Raw genomic sequence first — 24,201 nt, 5'->3', positions numbered from 1 at the left:
GGTTAAACACTATCTACGGAGAAAGAGAAACGAACAATGGATTGCATAAATAAAAATTCCTGTGATGTTACTCTACCCTCATCAGCATCAGGTCAACCTCCGTCAGATACATCAAGTGGTACCATTATGGGCAAGAACGTCATTGTACGTGACAATAGTGAGTTTTCATTATTGCTCGATTTGCCCCCGGGAATACAATCCAGAATTTTCACCTATTTGCGCGCTCATGATATTACCCAATTAACACGGGCAAATTCACAAACTAACAACGGGCTCAAAAATGATGCTGCAATGGCAAAGGCATGGTATCGCCATTTTGCTTCATCACACCAGACTCTACTAAAGACAATTGTCGCTGCAAAAGATAAAGATGAACTCCAGAAATGGTTAAAGCGTTTTACAAAGGATGAGGCATTAGTGAAGTCAATCATGGATCACCAGGCGAGTATTCACTTTCCTGTCCTGCTCTATTTCACTCTCACAAAACTGATGACTCAATGTAAAACATTTGCATTAGAGACAAAAGCCACACTCCCCTGTGATGGCGAGACCGGCTCAGCTACCTTCAGTGCCGATGGTCGCCATCTAGTGAGCGTCAATTGTAAAACAGTGGAAATCTATGGCCAGAAGAGCGATGGATCATGGGAAGCAAAAGGCACTATCTGCCATGATAACCGTGTCTGTACGGTCACCTTCAGTGCCAATGGCCGCTATGTAGTGACCGCTGCTGACGATTTCAAGACGAAAATTTATGGCCAGAAGGACGAACAATCATGGGAAGAAAAAGCCACTATTTCCCATGATAACTGGATCAATTCAGCCACCTTCAGCGCCGATAGCCGCCATCTGGTGAGCTGGAGTAAAGACGGCAAGGCGAAAATCTATGGCAAGAATGACGAAGGATCATGGGAAAAAAAAGCCACTATTTACCATGATGAATGGGTCTGCTCAGCCACCTTCAGCGTCGATAGTTGCTATGTAGTGACCGCCGACGGAGACGGCAAGGCGAAAATCTATGGCAAGACAGACGAAGGATCATGGGAAGAAAAAGCCATTATTTCCCATAATAAATGGGTCAAATCAGCCACCTTCAGCACCGATGGCCGCTATGTGGTGACCGCCAGTGGAGATGGCACGGCGAAAATTTATGGCCAGGGGGAAGATGGCTTGTGGACAGAAAAAGCCGTCATTACCCACGATATGTTAGTAGCATCGGCCACCTTCAGCACCGATGGCCGCCATGTGGTGACCGCCAGTTTTGATGGCAATGCGAAAATCTATGGCAGGAATAACGATGGGTCGTGGATAGAGAAAGCTATTATTCCCCATGACGATTGTGTCAGGTCAGCCACCTTCAGCCCCGATGGTCGCTATGTGAGGACGATCAGTGACGATCACATTGTGACAATCTATGGCCTGGAGGACGATGGTTCATGGGAAGAAAAAGCCATCTTTTCCCATGATGAAGAGGTCAACTCAGCCACCTTCAGCCCCGATAGCCGCTATTTGGTGACCTCCAGTGACGATGGCATAGCGATAATTTACGGCAAGAAGGACGATGGAACATGGGAAGAAAAAGATGCTATTTGCCATGATGATTGGGTCTTCTCAGCCACCTTCAGCCCCGATAGCCAACATGTGATCACCGCCAGTAGAGATGGCACTGCGATAATTTATGGCCGACAGAGTGATGGGACTTGGGAACAAAAAGCCATCATTTCCCATCATAGTTCCATCGAATCAGCCACCTTCAGCACGGACGGCCATGTGTTGACCATCCATGGTGATGGAACGTTGAAAATCACTGAACTACAGATGAACGACTAATTGTTTGCTGTCACTCATTAGCCAAGATCCGCATTATTCTTCTGCAACACCAGCTCAGCACGATAACTTGAGCGCAAAAGGGTACCCGCAACGAATTCTACAAACCCTCTTTCCAGACCCCGCTGAGGATTAGATCAATAAGCGCTCAGCCATACGGAATCGAATATTTCTGGCTTATTGGGCAGGTGCTCTGCAAGGCGCAACGACGGGAACATAGCAAGCTATGTGACCAGAGTTGCAACGCATCACGACTGCATGGATGCAGGAGCTAGAGCAACGCAGGAGCAGTTGCCGCGAGTGCCTGAACAATAAGTCAGAAAATATGATTTCGTATGGTTGAGTACTTAGTGTGAACTTTCCTGCTAAAACCGACTCTAAGCTGCAGAATCAATTTTGAATGTCCTTGCCAATCAGGGATAAATAATGGAAAACAAACTATGGATTGCCTGAATAACAATTCCGGTAGAAGTACTCCACCCTCATCAAGACCAGGTCAACCACCATCAGATACACCAAGTGGTAACACTATGGGCAGGAACGTCTTTGTACGTGACAAGAATGAGTTTTCATTATTGCTCGATTTGCCCCCGGGAATACAATCCAGAATTTTCACCTGTTTGCGGGCTCATGACATTACCCAATTAACACGGGCAAATTCAGACATTAACAACAGACTCAAAAATGATGCTGCAATGGCAAGAGCATGGTATCGCCGGTTGGCTTCATCACACCAGACTCTATTAAAGACAATTGTCGCTGCAAAAGATAAAGATGAACTCCAGAAATGGTTAAAGCGTTTTACAAAAGATGAGGCATTAGTTAAGTCAATCATGGATCGCCAGGCGAGTATTTATTTTCCTGCTCTGTTTTTTTCCACTCTCACTAAACTGATGTGTCAATGTAAGACATTTAAATTAGAGACTAAAGCCAACATCCGCTGTAGTAGTCAACAGAACTCAGCTATCTTCAGTGACGATGGCCGCCACTTAGTGATCACCTGTGACTTTAAAACATGGAAAATCTATGGTCAGGAGAGCAATGGATCATGGGAAGCAAAAGGCACTATCTCCCATGATGACGATGTAAGATCTGCCACCTTCAGTGCCGATGGCCGCTATGTAGTGACCACCACTATATTTGGCAAGGCGAAAATTTATGGCAAGAAGAACGAACAATCATGGGAAGAAGAAACTATTTCCAACGACGATTCGTTACGCTTAGCCACCTTCAGCGCCGATGGTCACTATGCAGTGACCGCCAGTAAAGATGGAAAGGCAACAATTTATGGCCGGTTAACCGATGGGTCATGGGTAGAAAAAGCCATCATTCGCCACAATAATTTTTTAAGCTCGATCACCTTCAGCGCCGATGGCAGCCATGTGGTGACAGCCAGTCTTGATGGCAGGGCGAAAATCTATAGCAAGAAGAATGATGGGTCATGGGCAGAAAAAGCCATTATTTTCCATGATAACCGGGTCGACTCAGCCACCTTCAGCGCCGATGGCCGCCATGTGGTGACCCGCAGTGCCGATAACAAAGTGAGAATCCATGGCCTGGAGGCCGATGGTTCATGGGAAGAAAAAGCCATCATTTATCATGATGATGGAGTCTGTTCAGCCAGCTTCAGCCCGAATAGCCGCTGTGTGGTCACCGCCAGTACGGATGGCAGGGCGATCATCTTTGGCAAGAAGGACGATGGATCATGGGAAGAAAAAGCCACTATTAACCATGATGATTGTGTCTGGTCAGCCACCTTCAGCCCTGATAGCCGCTCTGTGGTCACCCACAGTAAAGATGAAAAGGCGAAAATCTATGGTCTGAAAGACGATGGCTTATGGGAAGAAAAAACGACAATCCCCCATTATTTGTATATTTGTTCAGCAACCTTTACCTTCGATAGCCGCCATGTGATCACCCGCGGTGGAGATAGCAAAGTGAAAATCTATGGCCATCAGGACAATGGCTCCTGGGCAGAAAAAGCTATCATTACCCACGATGATGTCATATCAGCAAACTTGAGCGTCGATGGCCGCCATTTGGTCACTGCCGGTAGCGATAAAATGGCGAACATTTATGGCCAGGTAAGCGATGGACCATGGCAAAAAAAAGCCACCATTTATCATCGCAGAGGGATCAGACGAGCCATCTTTAGCGCCGAAGGTCATGTGTTGACCATCCATGGCAATAACATGGCGAAAATCAGTGAGCTATGGATGGATGAATGACTGATCATTTTCCCAAAACAAAGTCCTGTTTTCTTATTGGTAACGATTAGATCAATCCTGTGAACTTTCCTACTAAAACCGACTCTAAGCTGCAGAATCAATTGTGAATATCCTCGCCAATCAGGGATAAATAACAACGATGGAAAACAAACTATGGATTGCCTGAATAACAATTACGTTAGAATTACTCCACCCTCATCAAAACCAGGTCAACCACCATCAGATAGACCAGGTTGTACCACTATGGGCAGGAACGTCATTGCACGTGACAAGAATGAGTTTTCATTATTGCTCGATTTACCCGAGGATATACAATCCAAAATTTTTACTTATTTGCAGGCTCGTGATATTGCCCTGTTAACACGGGTAAATTCATCCATTAACAACAGGCTCAAAAATGATGATGCAATGGCAAGGGCATGTTATCGCCGGTTGGCTTCATCACACCAGGCTCGACTAAAGAAAATTGTCACTACAAAAGATAAAGATGAACTCCAGAAATGGTTGCAGCGTTTTACAAAGGATGAGGCATTAGTTAAGTCAATCATGGATCGCCAGGCGAGTATTTATTTTCCTGCTCTGTTTTTTTCCACTCTCACTAAACTGATGTGTCAATGTAAGGCATTTAAATTAGAGACTAAAGCGAGCATCCCCTGTAGCAGTCGAGAGAACTCAGCTACCTTCAGCGACGATGGACGCCACCTGGTGATCGCCTGTGACTTCGGAACATGGAAAATTTATGGCCAGGAGAGCGATGGATCATGGGAAGAAAAAGGCACTATCTTCCATGAATACTGTTTCAAATCGGTCACCTTCAGTGCCGATGGCCGCTATGTGGTGGCTGTCTATAGAGATGACAAGGCGATAATTTATGGCCAGAAGGACGAACGATCATGGGAAGAAGTGACTATTTCCCACGACGACTCGCTCTGCTCAGCCAGCTTCAGCACCGATGGCCGCTTTGTAGTGATCACCACTAAAAATAACAAGGCGAAAATTTGTGGCAAGAAGGACGATGGCTCATGGGTAAAAGAAGTCACTATTTCCCATGATAAATCGCTCCAATCAGCCACCTTCAGCACCGATGGCAGCCATATTGTGACCGCCAGTTTTGATGGCAAGGCGAAAATCTATAGCAAGAAGAACGACGGTTCATGGATAGAAAAAGCCATTATTTCCCATGATAAATGGGTCCAATCCGCCGCCTTCAGCGCCGATGATCGCCATGTGGTGACCCGCAGTATCGATCACAAGGTGAAAATCTATGGCCTCAAGGCCGATGGTTCGTGGGAAGAAAAAGCCATCATTTCCCATAATAAAGACATCAACTCAGCGACATTCAGCGCCGATAACCGCCACTTGGTGACCTCCAGTGACGATCGCAGAGCGATAATCTACGGCAAGAAGGACGATGGATCATGGGAAGAAAAAGCCACTATTTACCACGATGATTGGGTCTTCTCAGCCACCTTCAACTCCGATAGCCGCTCTGTGGTCACCCGCAGTGTAGACAGAGTGGCAAAAATCTATGGCCAGAAGGACGATGGATCGTGGGAAGAAAAAATGATCATCTCCCACTATTTGAAAATTATATCAGCAACCTTTAGCGTCGATGGCCGCCATGTGATCACCAGAGGTGAAGATAGCAAGGTAAAAATATTTGGCCATAAGGACAATGGATCCTGGGAAGAAAAAGCCATTATTTCACATGCCTATGGTGATGTCATATTAGCAACCTTTAGCCTCGATGACCGCCATCTGGTCGCTGCCGGTAACCATAAAACGGTGAAAATTTGTGGCCTGGTAAGCGATGGATCATGGAAAATAAAAGCCGCCATTTCTCATCGCGAAGGGATCAGGACAGCCATCTTCAGCGCCGATGGCCATGTGTTGACCATCCATGACGATGACACGGCGAAAATCACTGAACTATCAATGAAGGACTGATCGTTTACTGTCACTCATTAGCCCAGACCTACATTATTCTTCAACAACGCTTTTTCCAGACCCCGCTGATGCTGCTTCCCAAACGCTTGGGGAGTCTCATGCAAGGTTCAGCAGGTAAATGTTTTTTGGTGGGTTACAGGTGCTGACCCAGAGTGCCATTCTGCATGTTCTGAAAGATAGAAACCCGCTTTCTGGTTATTGATCATTTTCCCGGATCAAAGCCCTGTTTTCTTGTTCGTTACGATTAGATCCATATTGTGAACTTTCCTACTAAAACCGACTCTAAGCTGCAGAATGAATTTTGAATATCCTTGCCAATCAGGGATAAATAACAACGATGGAAAACGAACTATGGATTGCCTGAATAACAATTCCGGTAGAAGTATTCCACCCTCATCAAAACCAGGTCAACCACCATCAGATACACCAGGTTGTACCACTATGGGCAGGAACGTCATTGTACGTGACAAGAATGAGTTTTCATTATTGCTCGATTTGCCCCCGGGAGTTCAATCCAAAATTTTCACCTATTTGCGGGCTCATGACATTATTCAATTAACACGGGCAAATTCAGACATTAATAAGAGGCTCAAAAATGATGCTGCATTGGCAAGGGCGTGGTATCGCCGGTTGGCTTCATCACACCAGACTTTACTAAAGACAATTGTCGCTACAAAAGATAAAGATGAACTCCAGAAATGGTTGCAGCGTTTTACAAAGGATGAGGCATTAGTTAAGTCAATTATGGATCGCCAGGCGAGTATTTATTTTCCTGCTCTGTTCTTTTCCACTCTGACTAAACTGATGTCTCAATGTAAAACATTTAAATTAGAGACTAAAGCCAGCATCCTCTGCGATAGTTCAGAGCACTTAGCTGCCTTCAGCGGCGATGGCAGCAACTTGGTGATCGCCTGTGACTCTAAAACATGGAAAATCTATGGCCAGGAGAGCGATGGATCCTGGGAAGCAAAAGGCACTATCCCCAATAACTACTGTGTCAAATCGGTCACCTTCAGTGTCGATGGCCGCTATTTAGTGGCTACCAGTATAGGTGGCAGGGCGAAAATTTATGGCAAGAAGGACGACCGATCCTGGGAAGAAGCAACGATTCCCCATGACGACTCTGTCCACTCAGCCACCTTCAGTGCCGATAGTCACTATGCAGTGACCGCCAGTAGAGATGGCAAGGCAAAAATTTATGCTAAGGTGGCCGATGGGTCATGGGTAGAGAAAGCCATCATTCGCCACAATAATTTTTTACGCTCAGTCACCTTCAGCGCCGATGGCCGATATGTGGTGACCGCCAGTTTTGATGGCAAAGCGAAAATCTATGGCAGGAAGAACGATGGGTCATGGGCAGAAAAAGCCATTATTTCCCATGATAACGGGCTCAACTCAGGCACCTTCAGCGCCGATGGTCGCCATGTGATAATCCGCAGTGCAGATAACAAAGTGAAAATCTATGGCCTGGAGGCCGATGGTTCATGGGAAGAAAAAGCCATCATTTCTCATGATGATGGAGTCTGGTCAGCCACCTTCAGCCTCAATAGCCGCTGTGTGGTGACCGCCAGTATGGACGGCAGGGCGATCATCTTCGGCAAGAACTACGATGGCTCATGGGAAAAAAAAGCTATCATTACCCACGATGATTGGGTCTTCTCAGCCACCTTCAGCTCCGATAGCCGCTGTGTGGTCACCCACGGTATAGATAAAGTGGCGAAAATCTATGGCCAGAAGGACGATGGATCATGGGAAGAAAAAATGATCATTTCCCATAACCTTAAGATCCGCTCAGCCAAATTCAGCGCCGATAGCCGCCATGTGATCACCTGCAGTGAGGATCACACGGTGAAAGTCTATAGCCGGAAGGACAATGGATCCTGGGAGAAGAAAGCTACCATTTCCCATGATATTAGTGTCGGACCGGCAACCTTCAGCATCGGTGGCAACCATGTGGTCACCTGCAGTACCGAGGGTAAGGCGATAATTTACGGCCTGGGGAGCGATGGATTATGGAAAGAAAAAGCAGTCATTTGCGATAATACTGAGATCAAATCGGCCATCTTCAGCTTGGATGGTCATGTGTTGACTATACATGGAGGTAACAGGGCGAAAATCACAAAACTATGCATGATTGACCGATCGTTTACTGTTACTCATTAACCCAAACCCTCATTATACTTCTGCAACACCTCTTTCCAGACCCAGCTGATGCTACTTCCCAAACGCTTGGGGAATCTCATGTAAGGTTCAACGTTACGCTTGCATCAATCTCAAAAACTTTCGTGCTAGAGCTGACTCTAACTTACTGAATTAACGTTTGAATATCCCTGTCAACCGCAGGTAAATAACAGCTTGTCACAGGATAAGTCATAAAATTTGGTGAACTTTTCTCCCGGTTTTTTATCTAATCATTAACCAATCAACAAAAATGGAGTTTATTTTATGAAGATGAATGTTACGGATGTATGTCAAATCTGTTTCGGGACTTTTAATGAAAATGATCATGAAAATCTTCGATGTCATGATAAAGTATTTCTCTCGTGTCATGAGACTCATGTCTTTGGAAGAAAATGCATTGCTCAATGGTTTGACCAATCTAAGAAATGTCCTATTTGTAGATTTGAAGAGCCGTCATTTATTCTTGAGAATATGCCTCCTGCTCGTCCATTGCATGAACGGGTAATCAGAAAAATTTCTCAAATTGCTAATTATACTTTTATTAGTGCTGCTAGCTCTGCTCTTACTGCAGCAACCTTTATTGGTGCTTTCGGCGCTATTAGCCTCGGCACTGGTTTGGCTGGGACTGTTGCTGTTGACTCTGCTTTGGCTGCTGGTGTAAGTACAGCTATTGTAACTGGATCTGCTTTTGGAGCGGGAAATAGCTTGGCTGACTTACGACCTTTCGGGTTGGCAGGTGCGGCTATTGGCTTTGCCTGTTGTCCTGTAGCTTTTGGAAGTTATAGCTACCTTGCTGCTTCTCATTTTGCTGGTTTTACTGTTGGTGCACTCGTTGGCGGAACTTGGCCCTTAACTAATCTACACCCATAAAGAAACGCGAAGACTGGTCACACCCAACAAAGTCGTCATGACTTTTATAACCGCTGATGAAGTGGAGGTCAGGCTCCTGGAAGGACGAATTGACTGTCAGGCAGATTGATTAGTTAAAGTAGAATTGACCCTCGAAGTTGGTCAGTCCACTTAAAGCACTGGATGTGGAATTCTCGATGGGTGTCCAGATATTTGAACAGAGATGGAGTTTATTTTCGATGAATGTTGCGGATGTATGTCAAATCTGTTTCGAGTCTTTTAATGAAAATGATAATGAAGATCTTCGATGTGATGATAAAGTAGTTCTCCCGTGTCATGAGACTCATGTCTTTGGAAGAAAATGCATTGCTCAATGGTTTGACCGATCTAAGAAATGTCCTATTTGTAGGTCTGAAGTGCCGTCATTTATCCTTGAGAGTATGCCTCTTACTCGTTCATTGCGTGAACGGGTAATCAGAAAAGTTTCTCAAATTGCTACTGATGTTTTTATTTGTGCTGCTAGCTCTGCTATCACTTCGGCAATCTTTATTGGTGCCTCCGGCATTATTGACCTTGAGACTGGTGATGTTGAGTCTGCCCTGGCTGCTGGTGTAAGTACAGCCATTGCAACTGGATCTGTTTTTGGAGCGGCAAATAGCCTGGCTGACTTAAAACTTTTCGCGTTTACGGGTGCGGTTATTGGCGTTGCCGGTTGTCCTATAGCTTTTGCAATTTATGGCTACCTTTCTGCTTCTCATTTTGCTGGTTTTGCTACTGGTGCATACGTTTGCGGAGTTTGGTCCAGTATTAGTTCTCATCTGGATCCATAAGGCTCCTGGAATATTGATTTTCAATTCACGCAAACCCCTCACCAGGCTGAGCTTGTTGCAAAAGTAGCGAGAAAAGCACAGCACTTTTTCGACAGCCTTTTTACGTCGGAGGTATGTTCAGGTACAGGCTCAAAATCAGGGTCAGACTGGTCATGACATCCAACACAGTACTCGTGACTTTGGTACCCTCTGATGAAATCGAGGACTGGTTAAAAGGAGCAACAGCGGACGAATCGACTGTCAGGTCGGTCATAGTACCCAACATAGTTGTCATGACTTTTGTACCTGCTGATGAAGTGGATGTATTGTCAAAAGGAGAAACAGAGGACGAATTGACTGTCAGACTGGTCATGGCATCCAACAAAGTCGTCATGACACCTGCTGATGAAGTGGAGGCCTGCCCAGAAGGAGTAACAGAGGACGAATAGACTGTCGGGCAGGCTGATGAGTTAAAGTAGAATTGACCCTCGAAGTTGGCCATTCCAATTAAAGCAGTGGCTGTGGAATTCTCGATGGGTGTCGGGAAATACAGGCAGTCTGATGAGTTAAAGAAGAATTGACCCTCGTAGTTGGTCAGTCCACTTAAAGCACTGGTTGTGGAATTCTCGATGGGTGTCCAGGTATTCAATGCGATATTCACATGCTGGGAAAATGTAAGTGGGCCGGTAGTTGCATTGCCTGGATTCACGAAGCTTTCGCAATTATATGCCCAAACCAGTGGATCTGTGCTTTTAATGCTGTATTCATGCTGCTCTTGTCGCCAGAGTTTGACTGCCTGAAAGTGGTTGCAAGTGAGGGCTAGGTCAACGATTCCTTTGATATCTAAAGCTGTATTTTTTACCCGGATCTGATTGCCCACGAGTACATAAAAAGGAGGTTCTTCATTGGTATCCGAATGACCGACAAGAGAGAAACCAAACTGTTCTTTTTTATATCCCGGCGACACAGTTTCGAACAAAATTTCACCTGCATTGTCAATGTCGATCTCGTTTCCAGAGATATCGATACTGCTTCCCGGTCCAATATGTAACTCAGCCACCCACCCCATCTTGCCCTGGAATTTGTTCCCATAAACACCGATCGCCATGAACCGTTTATTGATGGCGGGAAGTTTAACAAATAGCCCTCCATTGGGAATACAGTCGCGGCGCCATGATTCGATGGTATCACCAGTCACCATGTTATTGGCAAAAATCAGGCTCGGACCCTGGTGCCTAAAATCGACAGATGCATCCAGAGGAAGTCTGCAATCAATTCTAACTCCGTTCTGGCAATTGAGATTGAATACGTTGTCTTCTACAAACAGTCTCCGGTTAATACAACGTACTGTAATAATGCCAATTGGATTGCGGCCATTAGGTGCAGTTGGCTGGAAAGTAATGTGTCTTATACGGCTGTCCATTGTTTCATCGAAACTAAAGTACTTAAGGGACCCGAACGTGATCATATATGAATCTGTATAACTTTCATCAGGCGAGATGACGATTTCGTAACCTTCATTTGGAGCCCCGATGATGTCCTGACCATCCTTCAAAACTATTTCACTGTCAATTAGATACACAACCGGAATTTTACCTGATGAGGGGGTAATAACGGATGGAGAAAGCGTTGCGCCAGAAGCAGTTTCGGAAGAAAGCAATATAACGGTGTTCTTTGGAACCTCATTTATAAACTTACCTAAATTCTCTGAAGAGTTGGTACTGAGAACGATACACTGTCGTCCGCTAACAAGGTCTTTATAATCGTTTAGCCGCTGATGAACCCCTGTCGTCTGACCTTTAAGAGAATCGCATGGTACCCTTAGAGGAGGGCTTGCAGGAGAATAGGTTGTAGGAACATCGGTTGTAGGAGCAGCAGTTGTAGGAACAGCAGTTGTAGGAACATCGGTTGCAGGAACAGCGGTTGTAGGAACAGCGGTTATAGGAACATCGGTTGTAGGAACAGCGGTTGTAGGAGCAGCGGTTATAGAAACAGCGGTTGTAGGAACATCGGTTATAGGAACAGCGGTTGTAGGAGCAGCGGTTGTAGGAGCAGCGGTTGTAGGAACAGCGGTTGTAGGAACAGCGGTTGTAGGAACATCGGTTGAGGCAACAGCGGTTGAAGGAACATCGGTTGTAGGAGCACCGGTTGTAGGAACAGCGGTTGTAGGAACAGCGGTTATAGGAACATCGGTTGTAGGAGCAGCGGTTGTAGGAACATCGGTTGTAGGAACAGCGGTTATAGGAACATCGGTTGAAGGAACATCGGTTGAAGGAACATCGGTTGTAGGAGCACCGGTTGTAGGAACAGCGGTTGAAGGAACAGCGGTTGTAGGAACAGCGGTTGTAGGAACAGCGGTTGTAGGAACAGCGGTTGTAGGAACAGCGGTTGCAGGAGCAGCGGTTGTAGGAACAGCGGTTATAGGAGCAGCGGTTGTAGGAACATCGGTTGTAGGAGCAGCGGTTGTAGGAGTAGGAACATCGGTTGTAGGAACAGCGGTTGTAGCAACATCGGTTGAAGGAACAGCGGTTGTAGGAGCACCGGTTTTAGGAACAGCGGTTATAGGAACACCGGTTGTAGGAACATCGGTTGTAGGAACAGCGGTTATAGGAACATCGGTTGTAGGAGCACCGGTTGTAGGCAGACTGGTCATGACATCCAACACAGTGCTCGTGACTTTGGTACCCTCTGATGAAGTCGAGGACTGGTAAAAAGGAGTAACAGAGGACGAATTGACGGTCAGGTTGGTCATAACACCCAACATAGTTGTCATGACTTTTGTACCTGCTGATGAAGTGGAGGCATTGTTAAAAGGAGAAACAGAGGACGAATTGACTGTCAGACTGGTCATAGCATCCAACAAAGTCGTCATGACACCTGCAGATGAAGTGGAGGCCTGCCCAGAAGGAGTAACAGAGGACAAATCGACTGTCAGACTGGTCATGGCACCCAACAGAGTCGTCATGACTTTTGTATCTGCTGATGAAGTGGAGGCCTGCCCGGAAGGAGTAACAGGGGACAAATTGACTGTCAGGCAGACTGATGAGTTAAAGTAGAATTGACCCTCGAGGTTGGTGAGTCCACTTAAAGCACTGGCTGTGGAATTCTCGATGGGTGTCCAGATATTCACAATCTCGGAAAGTGTGGTTGGGCCGACAGTTGCCATGCTTGAATTCGTGAATCTTTCGCAATTACCCACCAATGATAATGGATCTGTGGTTTTAATGCTGTATTCATGCTGCTCTTGTCGCCAGAGTTTGACCGCTTGAAAGTGGTTGCAAGCGAGGGCCAGCTGAACGATTCCTTTGATATCTAAAGCTGTATTTTTTACCCTGATCTGATTGCCCACAAGATTATAAACAGGAGGTTCTTCATTGGTATCCGAATGACCGACAAGAGAGAAACCAAATTTTTCTTTTTTAAATACCGGCGACACAATTTCCCACAAAATCTCACCAGCATTGTCAATGTCAACCATGTTTCTAAAGATATCGATACTGCTTCCCGGTCCAATATGTAACTCAGCCACCCACCCCATATTGCCCTGGAATGTGTTCCCGTTAACAGCAATCCTTTTTGACTGGTTTTTGATGGCGGGAAGTTTAATAAATAGCCCTCCATCGGGAATATAGTCGCCGCCCCATGATTCGATGGTATCAGCAGTAACCCTGTTATTGGTGAACATCAGGGCCGGACCCTGGTGCAAATCATTAACAGATGCATTCAGAGGAAGTCTGCAATCAATTCTAACTCCGGTCTGGCAATTAAGATTGAATACGTTGTTTTCTACAATCAGTCTCCGGTTAATACAACGTGCTGTAATAATAGGACCAATTGGTTTGCGGCCATTAGGTGCAGTTGGCTGGAAAGTAATGTGTCTTATATGGCTGTCTTTTGTTTCATTGAAACTAAAGTAGTTAAAGGACCCAAACTTGATCATATATAAATCTGTATAAGTTGCATCAGGCGAGATGACGATTTCGTAACCTTCATTTGGAGCCCCGATAATGTCCTGACCATCCTTCAAAACTATTTCACTGTCAATTAGATACACAACCGGGATTTTACCTGATGAGGGGGTAATAACGGATGGAGAAAGCGTTGCGCCAGAAGCAGTTTCGGAAGAGAGCAATATAACGGTGTTCTTTGGAACCTCATTTAGCAACTTACTTAAATTCTCTGAAGAGTTGGTACTGAGAACAATGCACTGTCGTCCCCTAACAAGGTTTGAATATTGGTTTAGCCGTTGATAAACCCCTGTCGTCTGACCTTTAAGAGAATCGCATGGTACCCTTAGAGGAGGGCTTGCAGGAGAATAGGTTGTAGGAACATCGGTTGTAGGAACATCGGTTGTAGGAGCACCGGTTGTAGGAGCAGCGGTTGTAGGAACAGCGGTTATAGGAACATCGGTTGTAGGAACATCGGTTGTGGGAACAGCGGTTGAAGGAACATCGGTTGAAGGAACATCGGTTGTGGGAACAGCGGTTGAAGGAACATCGGTTTTAGGAACAGCGGTTGTAGGAACATCGGTTGTAGGAACATCGGTTGCGGGAACAGCGGTTGAAGGAACAGCGGTTGTAGGAACATCGGTTGTAGGAACATCGGTTGTAGGAACATCGGTTGTGGGAACAGCGGTTGAAGGAACATCGGTTGTAGGAACAGCGGTTATAGGAACATCGGTTGTAGGAACATCGGTTGAAGGAACATCGGTTGTAGGAACATCGGTTGTAGGAACATCGGTTGTAGGAACATCGGTTGTAGGAACATCGGTTGTAGGAGCAGCGGTTGTAGCAACAGCGGTTATAGGAACAGCGGTTGTAGGAACAGCGGTTGTAGGAACATCGGTTGTAGGAGCATCGGTTGTAGGAGCATCGGTTGTAGGAGCATCGGTTGTAGGAGCATCGGTTGTAGGAGCATCGGTTGTAGGAACATCGGTTGTAGGAACAGCGGTTATAGGAACAGCGGTTGTAGATTGAGTGGTGATCTGAGCTTGCAGGCTAAGAGTCTTTAAGAGAAATAGAGGAGGGATTAAAAAAGCAAAACAGCGCTGAAAATCAATCATTTCCATGGTTCCTTATAAGACGTCTATAGGGAACCTAGTGTAGTGCATCATTGTGTTTTGAGATTAATCGAAATCGACGGTTCACACGAACCACATTATCCAATGAAACGGAAGAATACCCATCTTGGGGTTTTACGCTCATTCGATAACGTGTTGACCATCCGTGGCGATAGCACGTTGAAAATCACTGAACCAGGAAATGAATAAGTGATTATTTGCTGTCACTCATGAGCCCAGACCCACATTATTCTTCTGCAACACCTGCTCAGCACGATAGCTCGAACGCACCAGGGCACCGGCTACGACTTCAACAAAACCTCTTTCCAGGCCCCACTGACGATACTTCTCAAACTCTTGAGGGGTCACGTAACGCTCAATAGGTAAATGGTTTTTGGTAGGCTGAAGATACTGCCCCAGGGTCAGGATATCGCAATCAATGGCCCTGAGATCATCCATGGTCTCAATTATCTCTTCCTCGGTTTCACCCAGACCCAGCATCAGACTAGTTTTAGTGAGTACGTCTGGACGATATTTTTTGGAGTGGGCCAGAACATTGAGCGTCTGCTCGTAGCTGGCACGCGGGTCACGAACAGGATGTGTCAGTCGTTTAACGGTTTCAACATTTTGGGCAAAAACGGCAATACCACTGTCGACCACCGTTTCAACATCGACCAGAACACCGAGAAAATCCGGTGTCAGTGCTTCAACGTCGGTTTCAGGATTAACTTCCTTTACACGTTTTACGACGGCGGCATAGTGACCGGCACCGCCATCTTCCAGATCATCACGGTTAACAGAGGTCAGAACCAGGTATTTCAGGTTCATCAGTTTTACGCTGTTGGCCGTATGGTCTGGCTCATCTTTATCCAGCCAGCCTTTGGGGTTACCAGTATTCACCGCACAGAAGCGACAGGCACGGGTACAAACATCACCCATCAGCATGATAGTGGCGGTACCCGAACTCCAGCATTCATTAATGTTGGGGCACATGGCTTCTTCACAAACGGTACTCAGCTTGTGCTCATGAACCGTCCCTTTGACTTCTTTGAACTTACTGCCGTACCTGGGCTTGATTCTCAACCACTCCGGCTTGCGCATAAAAGGCTGAACCGCTTCATCGGAGCGATTGCTGGCCTTGATGCCATTCTTGATGGCGGTAATGCCTTTTTCATTGACGAATTTCTCGCCACTCTGAATAGTAACAGCCGGAATCTGGACGGTTGGAATCAGGTTGCTATCGGTCATAGAGTCCCAGTCATGTTGGTCGGTTGTACCGGTTTGTGAAGCCGTTCGTTCACTCACTCGAATTTGAAGAGAGATTGCTCAGGCCTCCTGAACCAGATCAAACTCTGTTGCTTCCTTTACTGTCTGAGCCTCATTATACCCAAGTTCCTCCATAAGGCACTCAAGTAAGCGATTGCTCACTTCATTCCATTGCACAGGATTTTGAAATTCCCTGAGCTGGGCGACCTGCAGATCCTTGTAACCGCAGGGGTTGATACGGGTAAAGGGTTCCAGATCCATATCCAGATTGAAACTCAGTCCATGATAACTTTTCATCTGTCTGAATCGCAGCCCCAGGGCGGCAATTTTTGCTCCATCAATGTAAACGCCGGGAGCGTCAGGTCTGGCACAGGATTCAATACCATAGCTTGACAGTACTTTGATGATGGCACTCTCAATAGCTGACACCACCTGCCTGGGACCACTGCCTGAGCGGCGAACATCCATCAGCAGGTAGACCACCAGCTGACCCGGACCGTGATAAGTGACCTGACCTCCACGGTCCACCTGGACCACAGGAATATCTCCGGGTGCCAGGACATGTTCAGGCTTGCCGGCCTGACCCTGAGTAAAGACAGGGTCGTGCTCGACAAACCAGAACTCATCATCCGTCTGCTCATCTCTGCGTTCGGTGAATGCTTTCATGGCCTCAAAAACAGGCTCATAAGGCTGCCTGCCCAAGTAGCGGATGTTCAGTTTCATCAAAGTACCATTTGCACCCGGCCGGTCGCTTTCAAATCTTCGAAGATCGCTTTCAGCTGAGATTCTCCGGTGGCCCGAATAGTCACCATAACCGAGGTGTATTTGCCAGTTCGACTCTCTTTCAGCCGGAAGTTGCCATCGTAATCCGGTGCATGCTGCTTGACGATAGCGCAGACAACCTTCTGAAAATCGACAGCGGCATTACCCACAATACGGATCTCGTAATCGCAGGGAAATTCAATTTTTGGCGCTTCTTGATCGGTCATTTTTTACACTGATGATAAATGAAATACCTTCAGATTCTGCGAGCCTGAAGGTATGGGCATTTCACTCACTGCTGCCACTGAATGTTCAGGACAGTCCTTTAAAGAACAGCACGATACTATCCCACAGACGTTTGAAGAAGCCACCACGCTCTATCGCAGTCTCTGCTCTGAGAGGGACTTCTTTGATAATTTCATCATCGATAGTCACTTTCAGTGTACCCAGCTGCTGGCCAGCTTCAACAGGGGCTTCAACAATTGGATCAATATTCAGAGTCGCTTTCAGCTTCTTACCCGTATGCCTGGGCACTGTGACAATCAGATCCTTGTCAATGGCGACGTCTACCTGATCTTGTGTGCCTTTCCAGACCTTCACAGTTTCAAGCGTTACGCCACCTTTTTTAACATCAACATTTTCGAAGAAACGGAAACCATAGGTCAGCAGTTTCTGTGCCTCCGCAGCACGCTGCTTCTCACCTCTGGCACCCAGAATAACAGTAATCAGACGACGCCCATCGCGCTTTGCGGTAGCTGCCAGACCAAAACCGCTGGCCTCAATGTGCCCTGTTTTCAGACCATCAACATTAGGGTTAGTCCATAACAGACGGTTTCGGTTGGGCTGACGACGCAGTGGCTTACCGGTTTTTTTGTTGGTACCGTATTGATAATACTTCTGAGCATAAAGCTCGTAATACTCAGGGTAATCCTTGACGATATGGCGAGACAGTATCGCAAGATCCCTTGCAGAGGAATAGTGATCAGGCGCAGGCCAGCCCGATGCATTGACAAAATTGGAGTTAATCATCCCCAGTCGCTCGGCGGTACTGTTCATCAGCTCGGCAAAGGCGTCTTCACTGCCGGCAACATGTTCAGCGATGGCGACACTGGCGTCGTTACCGGAGACGATAATAATACCTTTCAACAGCTCCTGTACCGGAACCCGCTCACCCACCTCAATGAACATGGTTGAGCCGCCCATTTTCCAGGCTTTTTCGCTGATCAGCACTTCATCATCACGATGAATATTGCCTGACGCCAGCTCAACCTCGGCAATGTAAGCAGTCATCATTTTGGTTAGGCTGGCAGGGTGAACAGGGTCATCCGCATTCTCGGAGGCCAGAATCTCACCGCTGTCGGCATCCATCAATATAAAACTGTTGGCAGCAATCTTGGGTGCCGCAGGAATCAGGGCAGCGACTTCAGCATGAGCAGCGCCGGTCGCCAGAATAAATAGCATGGACACCCATCCGGCTAACCTTTTCAATCGCTCATGGTTGGCCCGGACAGGATTTAATCGTTTGATCATTATAGAAATTAGCTCTGAAATTCACTGTTGTCGGCCATTATAATGTTACCGACTAAGGAGTTTAAGAGAAGCATTGAAAATAGAATGTAATGTGCTCATTGCCTGATCAGTGAACGTCTGTCAGGCCACGCTGGCATATCGGTCTGGCCGACCAAAAAGACTGACTCAAACTACTTCCCGGAAGCCTCAGTAACCTCTTCATAAATCAGGTAAGGCACGTCAAAATCGCCTTCATCCAGCTTCTCAAGCAGTTCTTCAAGATGCTCAATCGTTTGCACCGGCCCAATCCTGACACGGTAAAAAGGATCAGGCTCCTCTTCCCCTTTCACCACTCTGATATCACTGCCTATGGTCTCAGCCACCTGTCGACGCAATATCTGGGCATAGTGATAATTCTTCAGCGCAGCCAGTTGTACAAAGAGCAGTTGATTATTACCGCTCCCGCTAACCGCTTCATTGCCTTTGGCGGCAGCAAGAGACCTGACATCTATCCCCTCTACCAACACATCAGTCACTCCTTTCTTAGCGAACCCCAGCTTAACGGCAGCAGCATAAGAGAGGTCTATAATCCGATCGCCGTGGAATGGTCCGCGATCATTGACCCGAAGTACAACCGACTTGCCATTGTGACTGTTAGTGACCTTGACATAGGAAGGCAGGGGCAAAGTCTTGTGTGCCGCAGTCATACCGTAGAGATCGTAAACTTCACCGTTAGCCGTCTGCTTGCCATGAAACTTGGTGCCATACCATGAGGCCTTGCCCTTTTCCTGATAGCCTTTGGCACTCTTCATAGGGGTATAGGTCACATCATTGAGTTCATAGGGAGAATCCTTGAACTGACCATCATGGGTGACAGGAATCGCATCAGGAATCTGACTGACATCCCTTTTCTCAGTGGGAGGCCCGTCCTCAACGGTGACACAACCGTTCAAGAGGAAAAAGGTCAGTCCCACAAGGCTTCCTGCTATAGATCTTGCTCTGATTATCGATTTCATAGGATATGGTGCTTTAACGTTATTCTGCCTGAGATCGGGAGCCTGAAGGAATACCCGCGAGACAAAGAAGAAAACCGCTTTTATGACTCAGGCATAAAAACGGTACCTTCACTGATGAACCGGGAGGATCAGACTATTCAGACTGCTTTCCTGCTAATGTCTTCGCAGACTTTGACGCTGATGTTATATAGCCTGTTTTTACATCACTTGCTAGCTGATAAACCGCCATTGCATAAAGCTTGCTGCGGTTATAAGTCGTGATGACATAAAAATTATGCATCCCCAGCCAGTACTCCGGCCCCTTGTCACCTTCAAGCTTGATAGCAGCAGCCTTGGCGGTCTCTGGTAAAAGAGCTTCAGGATGCCAGCCAGAACCTTCAAGCTGCTTTAGAGTTTTTTGCGGTCTGACCGAATCAGACACAGCTTTCTCATATTTGGTTCCGGTAACCTTAGCTTTACTGACAATAGGCTTGCCAACTTTCCAGCCGTTTTCCCGGAGATAGTTAGCAACGCTGGCAATTGCATCTTCTTCATGCTTCCAGATGTTGGACTGACCATCACCGGTATAATCTACTGCATAAGCCCTGTAACTGGAGGGCATAAACTGGGGTATACCCATGGCTCCGGCATAAGAGCCGGTCAGGTCTGAAGCATCCAGCTCCTGCTCACGGGTCAGAATCAGAAACTCCTTCAGCTGCTGAGTGAAGAATTTGCTGCGCGGAGGGTAATCAAAACTCAGGGTAGACAACGCATCGAGAACCTTAAACCCACCGGTCTGTCGACCATAGTATGTCTCTACTCCGATAATGGCGACTATAACATCTGCAGGCACACCATACTCTTTTTCAACTCTTGAGAGTGTTTTCTCGTGAGCCTCCCAGAAGTCCACGCCAAGGTCTACTCGCTCCGGGGTCATGAAAATTTTCCGGTAGTCTTTCCACTCCAGACGTTTCTCGGCAGGTCTGCTGATCAACTCAAGCACTCTTTCAGACTTGTTTGCCTTACCCAGAATGTCTTGCAGTTCCTTACGGGAAAACTGTTCGTTCTTCACCAGATCATCAATGAACGCCTTCACCTCCGGTTGAAGTGCATAGTCAGGCTGATTATCGACCACCTTTTCAGCACCGGCCGTTACCGATCCTGAAAGAAGACAGCCGCTGAATAATATGCCCGCCGTCATGAGTCGAAATGTCGGCAGTCCTAAAAATTCTTTTACCATTCTTAAGGCCATAAACCCTCCCTGCTACTACTCAAGTGAATGTCGTTAGCTGATATAACTTCATACGGGATAATGTCTACTCTACAGCAGTCATGAAGAGACAACTAGCATACCGGCGCAGTTTAAGTTAAATGTCGTTTTCTCAGTGCAGAAAAACCGATCTAAGGAACTCTCCCGTGAGATTGAAAGGATCTTAAGATATCGCTCCCTGCGGCAGGGACTCACCGGAGAGTCTTCCTGCCTGTCAGAGTCTGATAAGGGAGAAAGAGTTTTGTGAAGGACATTGACCTGACCGGCAATAGTCGTTGCCCGCAGGATGCCCTTAGACTGAAGTGGTCGCATGACGAACATTCCAGACCCTACAAAAAACGGGTCGATTCTCATTATAGCTCATGCAAACAGCATCTAACGTAAAACAGAGCCAGCAAGCCTGCATAATAATCTCCATGCTCATCACGGGAGTTAGAAAGCACAACTGGCATAACTTATGGAAAAAAGCTTTCTCTGTGATTATCGACTTTGCCCCAGAAACGTTTTATGAGTGTGTATCGACATCAACAGACCAAAGCCAGCCATCAGAGTAGCCAGCGAGGTCCCTCCCCGGCTGACCAGAGGCAGAGGTACCCCGACCACGGGGAGCAGGCCGCTCACCATACCAATATTAACGAAGATGTAGACAAAAAACGTCAGTGTAATACTACCTGCGAGCAGTCTGCCAAACAGAGTCTGAGCCTTGAGCGTTATAAACAGGCCTCGACCAATAATCAGTGCGTATAATGCCAGAAGAACCAGACACCCCATCAGGCCGAACTCTTCTGCCAGCACTGCAATAATAAAATCAGTATGACTTTCCGGCAGAAAATCCAGATGCGACTGAGTTCCCAAAAGCCAGCCCTTGCCGTATAGCCCACCCGATCCTATGGCAATTTTTGACTGGATAATATTCCAGCCCGCACCCCAGGGATCACTCTGGGGATTGAGAAAGGTTAATACCCGCTGCTTCTGATAATTGAGCATGACAAAGTGCCAGAAGCCCCAAACAGAAGGAACAGCCAGCATAATGGCAGAAAAAATCAGCCGTTTCCTCAACCCGGCCAGCAATAATATAAACAGACCTGAAGCACCAATCAGCAGGGAGGTCCCCAGGTCGGGCTGCCTGGCAATCAACACGACCGGAATACCAATCAGAATCAGTACCAGCGCAATATCTTTTAGAGAAGGTGGCAACTGTCGTTTCGAAAGATAACTCGCCACCACAATCGGCATAATCAGCTTGATGATTTCTGAGGGCTGAAACCGTATGAAAGGCAATTGAATCCAACGCTGTGCGCCCTTGGAATGAATGCCCAGAAACAGCACAGCGACCAAGAGAATGACACCGCCAACATATATCCATGGTGACAACCGCATCAGCAGTCGGGGTGAAACCTGGGCAATGATGATCATTCCAACAAAACCAATGAGCATATAGACGGCCTGTCGAATAACAATGCTCATATCCTGTCCACTGGCACTGTATAGAACGAACAGACCGGCTCCACAAACAATGACCACAAACCCTGTCAGCATAAAGTCGATATGCAGACGCTCTGACCAGTCCGGTGCCCTGTGAAAGCCCTGTCCTTCATTCAGCTGACGAACAAAATCCTGGCCGGTCATTGTGCGGTCCCCTTGTTTTCAGCACTGGTTTTCTCCTGTTCGGCCCTGGCGAGTTTGGGAAGGAGATAAAAGTCCATCACCTCCCGGGCTATGTTGGCAGCACCATTATTGTTCTCCAATACCACAGCCATCGCTATCTGGGGATCTTCAACAGGCGCAAAGGCCACAAAAAGACTATGGTCCCGCTCGAATTCCTTGAGTTTCTCAGCATCATATTCTTCACCCTGAGGAATACTGACCACTTGGGCAGTACCTGTTTTTCCTGCCATTCGATACTTCAGGCCACGACCAATTCGCCAGTAAGCCGTGCCCCGATTGTAACTGACCACTTTTTCCATAGCATTGATGACCAACCCCCAATGCTGGTCATCCAGCTCAATGTCGTCCCCCCATTCGGGGCTTTGCAATTCCGGAATGTCTTCTTTCACCAGACGAGGCTCAACATGTTTCCCCCGGTTGGCAATCAGGGTAACCAGTTCTGCTAATTGCATGGGAGTCGTCAGCATGTAGCCCTGGCCAATGATGGCAATCACCGTTTCCCCGGGATACCAGGGCTGACCATAAGCGCCTTGTTTCCACTCTGTTGAAGGCAGCAAACCTGCTCTTTCTTCATGAATGTCAATACCGCTACTGCGCCCCATCCCGAACTGGCTGAGAAAATCATGAAGACGGTCAATCCCCATTTTTTCAGCCACCTTGTAGAAAAAAGTATCGTTGGAACGCAGGATTGCCCGATTCAGATCAATCCAGCCGTCACCCTTACGGTTCCAGTTACGGAAACGGTGCTCACTGCCCGGAAGTTGGAACCAACCTTTGTCATAGATTTTGTCATTCTTATCCACCACGTTATTGTCCAGCAGACCCAGAGCTACCAGAGGCTTGATCGTGGAAGCCGGCGGGTACTCACCCAATGTCGCACGATTATAGAGCGGCTTTTCGATGTCCGTATTCAGATCATTGAAAGTAGCGTAATCGATTCCGGTCACAAACAGATTGGGATCGAACGCCGGATTACTGACCATAGCCATGACACCACCAGTTTTGGGATCCAGAGCCACCACGGACCCCCTTCTTCCCTGCATTGCCTGAATAGCTGCATTTTGCAGATCGGTATCAATAAACAGCTGCAAATCTTTGCCAGGGATGGGATTAACCCGGTTCAGAACCCTGGTCACCCGACCACGGGCATTGACTTCAACTTCCTGGTAGCCCGGCTTACCTAAGAGTACAGGCTCATAAAAACGTTCCAGACCGATCTTACCGACAGTGTATGTGCCGTTATAAAGAGCCGGATCGAGGTTTTTTAACTCACGCTCGTTGATTCGCCCCACATAACCGACACTATGGGCGAAAGCGTCGCTTTCAGGGTATTCACGAACCAGTTCGGCATTAATCTCGACACCCGGCAGGCGAAACTGGTTTACAGCAATCAGCGCAACCTGCTCGTCGTTCAGCCGAAATTTGAGGGGGACCGATTCAAAAGGCCTGCGTCGTTTTATCTGCTGCAGGAAACGACTGCGCTCAGTCTCGGTAACAGTAATTAACCGGGCAATCTCGTCGAGCAGCTGATCAAGATCTTCTACGCGCTCCCGAACAATAGCCAGTGTCTGACTGGAGCGGTTGGTTGCCAGCAATCGGTTATTTCGGTCATAGATCAGTCCCCGAACCGGAGGCACTGTCTGCAAAAGAACACGGTTTTCTTCCGACTGGGTGGCCAGTTCATCGTATTGAACCACCTGCAGATAGAAAAGTCTGGAAATCAGCACCATGACTAAAAGGATCGTGAAGACCAGTGCTAACCAGACTCGAATGCTGACAATCCGTTGCTCTGCTTTGTGGTCCTTTAAGGTATTCACCGGCATCTGTATAACTG

15 protein-coding genes are annotated in these 24,201 nt (G+C 47.1%); 6 read left to right on the top strand and 9 right to left on the bottom strand.

The features are described from left to right. Positions 1-36: 36 nt before the first annotated feature. The 6 genes from ACOJUN_RS13665 (at position 37) to ACOJUN_RS13640 (ending at position 9,859) form a co-directional block, all read left to right on the top strand. On the top strand, positions 37-1,827 hold the full coding sequence (locus ACOJUN_RS13665; RefSeq protein WP_422132495.1) for a WD40 repeat domain-containing protein: 1,791 nt from the start codon (positions 37-39) through the stop codon (positions 1,825-1,827). Between the two features lie 437 nt (positions 1,828-2,264). Further along, complete coding sequence (locus ACOJUN_RS13660; RefSeq protein WP_422132494.1) at positions 2,265-4,052, top strand: WD40 repeat domain-containing protein; 1,788 nt, start codon at positions 2,265-2,267, stop codon at positions 4,050-4,052. 153 nt (positions 4,053-4,205) lie between these two features. Next, positions 4,206-5,999: an F-box/WD repeat-containing protein gene (locus tag ACOJUN_RS13655; RefSeq protein ID WP_422132493.1), complete on the top strand. Its 1,794-nt coding sequence runs from the start codon at positions 4,206-4,208 to the stop codon at positions 5,997-5,999. Positions 6,000-6,350: 351 nt separating this feature from the next. Next, entirely contained in the window at positions 6,351-8,162 is a 1,812-nt protein-coding gene (locus ACOJUN_RS13650) for a WD40 repeat domain-containing protein (RefSeq protein ID WP_422132492.1), read from the top strand. Between the two features lie 282 nt (positions 8,163-8,444). Next, positions 8,445-9,050: an RING finger domain-containing protein gene (locus ACOJUN_RS13645; protein WP_422132491.1), complete on the top strand. Its 606-nt coding sequence runs from the start codon at positions 8,445-8,447 to the stop codon at positions 9,048-9,050. Positions 9,051-9,268: 218 nt separating this feature from the next. After that, positions 9,269-9,859, top strand: coding sequence for an RING finger domain-containing protein (locus tag ACOJUN_RS13640; protein ID WP_422132490.1), 591 nt, complete (start codon positions 9,269-9,271; stop codon positions 9,857-9,859). Between the two features lie 100 nt (positions 9,860-9,959). On the opposite strand, the gene ACOJUN_RS13635 is transcribed toward ACOJUN_RS13640, so the two are convergent. The 9 genes from ACOJUN_RS13635 to mrdA all read right to left on the bottom strand — a co-directional run bounded on the left by ACOJUN_RS13635 (position 9,960) and on the right by mrdA (position 24,190). After that, positions 9,960-14,900 (bottom strand): hypothetical protein, encoded by a 4,941-nt coding sequence (locus tag ACOJUN_RS13635; protein WP_422132489.1) that lies wholly within the window; start codon positions 14,898-14,900, stop codon positions 9,960-9,962. Positions 14,901-15,125: 225 nt separating this feature from the next. Continuing rightward, positions 15,126-16,145: a lipoyl synthase gene (lipA, locus tag ACOJUN_RS13630; RefSeq protein WP_422137073.1), complete on the bottom strand. Its 1,020-nt coding sequence runs from the start codon at positions 16,143-16,145 to the stop codon at positions 15,126-15,128. A 78-nt stretch (positions 16,146-16,223) separates the two neighbouring features. Then, a complete protein-coding gene (lipB, locus tag ACOJUN_RS13625; RefSeq protein ID WP_422132488.1) occupies positions 16,224-16,886 on the bottom strand; it encodes a lipoyl(octanoyl) transferase LipB in 663 nt (220 codons plus the stop codon). Continuing rightward, a complete protein-coding gene (locus tag ACOJUN_RS13620; protein WP_422132487.1) occupies positions 16,886-17,152 on the bottom strand; it encodes a YbeD family protein in 267 nt (88 codons plus the stop codon). Before ACOJUN_RS13620 ends, lipB begins: the two co-directional genes overlap by 1 nt. An 85-nt stretch (positions 17,153-17,237) precedes the next feature. After that, on the bottom strand, positions 17,238-18,455 hold the full coding sequence (locus tag ACOJUN_RS13615) for a D-alanyl-D-alanine carboxypeptidase family protein (protein WP_422132486.1): 1,218 nt from the start codon (positions 18,453-18,455) through the stop codon (positions 17,238-17,240). A 170-nt stretch (positions 18,456-18,625) separates the two neighbouring features. Continuing rightward, on the bottom strand, positions 18,626-19,408 hold the full coding sequence (locus ACOJUN_RS13610; protein ID WP_422132485.1) for a septal ring lytic transglycosylase RlpA family protein: 783 nt from the start codon (positions 19,406-19,408) through the stop codon (positions 18,626-18,628). A gap of 175 nt (positions 19,409-19,583) precedes the next feature. Further along, on the bottom strand, positions 19,584-20,681 hold the full coding sequence (mltB, locus tag ACOJUN_RS13605) for a lytic murein transglycosylase B (RefSeq protein ID WP_422132484.1): 1,098 nt from the start codon (positions 20,679-20,681) through the stop codon (positions 19,584-19,586). Between the two features lie 498 nt (positions 20,682-21,179). Then, positions 21,180-22,328 (bottom strand): rod shape-determining protein RodA, encoded by a 1,149-nt coding sequence (rodA, locus tag ACOJUN_RS13600; RefSeq protein WP_422132483.1) that lies wholly within the window; start codon positions 22,326-22,328, stop codon positions 21,180-21,182. Beyond that, positions 22,325-24,190, bottom strand: coding sequence for a penicillin-binding protein 2 (gene mrdA / locus ACOJUN_RS13595; protein ID WP_422132482.1), 1,866 nt, complete (start codon positions 24,188-24,190; stop codon positions 22,325-22,327). The genes rodA and mrdA overlap by 4 nt, the downstream gene beginning before the upstream one ends. Positions 24,191-24,201 lie beyond the last annotated feature (11 nt).

The organism is Endozoicomonas sp. ALD040 (genome assembly GCF_049275945.1).
Classification (GTDB): domain Bacteria; phylum Pseudomonadota; class Gammaproteobacteria; order Pseudomonadales; family Endozoicomonadaceae; genus Endozoicomonas_A.
Note: the sequence above shows the minus strand (reverse complement) of the source record. Positions and strands in the feature narration are given on the sequence as shown.

Excerpts from the sequence above, each read along its gene's own strand:
- ACOJUN_RS13665 (WP_422132495.1), top strand. The coding sequence starts at position 37 with ATGGATTGCATAAATAAAAATTCCTGTGATGTTACTCTACCCTCATCA.
- ACOJUN_RS13660 (WP_422132494.1), top strand. The coding sequence starts at position 2,265 with ATGGATTGCCTGAATAACAATTCCGGTAGAAGTACTCCACCCTCATCA.
- ACOJUN_RS13655 (WP_422132493.1), top strand. The coding sequence starts at position 4,206 with ATGGATTGCCTGAATAACAATTACGTTAGAATTACTCCACCCTCATCA.
- ACOJUN_RS13650 (WP_422132492.1), top strand. The coding sequence starts at position 6,351 with ATGGATTGCCTGAATAACAATTCCGGTAGAAGTATTCCACCCTCATCA.
- ACOJUN_RS13645 (WP_422132491.1), top strand. The coding sequence starts at position 8,445 with ATGAAGATGAATGTTACGGATGTATGTCAAATCTGTTTCGGGACTTTT.
- ACOJUN_RS13640 (WP_422132490.1), top strand. The coding sequence starts at position 9,269 with ATGAATGTTGCGGATGTATGTCAAATCTGTTTCGAGTCTTTTAATGAA.
- ACOJUN_RS13635 (WP_422132489.1), bottom strand. The coding sequence starts at position 14,900 with ATGATTGATTTTCAGCGCTGTTTTGCTTTTTTAATCCCTCCTCTATTT.
- lipA (WP_422137073.1), bottom strand. The coding sequence starts at position 16,145 with ATGACCGATAGCAACCTGATTCCAACCGTCCAGATTCCGGCTGTTACT.
- lipB (WP_422132488.1), bottom strand. The coding sequence starts at position 16,886 with ATGAAACTGAACATCCGCTACTTGGGCAGGCAGCCTTATGAGCCTGTT.
- ACOJUN_RS13620 (WP_422132487.1), bottom strand. The coding sequence starts at position 17,152 with ATGACCGATCAAGAAGCGCCAAAAATTGAATTTCCCTGCGATTACGAG.
- ACOJUN_RS13615 (WP_422132486.1), bottom strand. The coding sequence starts at position 18,455 with ATGATCAAACGATTAAATCCTGTCCGGGCCAACCATGAGCGATTGAAA.
- mltB (WP_422132484.1), bottom strand. The coding sequence starts at position 20,681 with ATGGCCTTAAGAATGGTAAAAGAATTTTTAGGACTGCCGACATTTCGA.
- rodA (WP_422132483.1), bottom strand. The coding sequence starts at position 22,328 with ATGACCGGCCAGGATTTTGTTCGTCAGCTGAATGAAGGACAGGGCTTT.
- mrdA (WP_422132482.1), bottom strand. The coding sequence starts at position 24,190 with ATGCCGGTGAATACCTTAAAGGACCACAAAGCAGAGCAACGGATTGTC.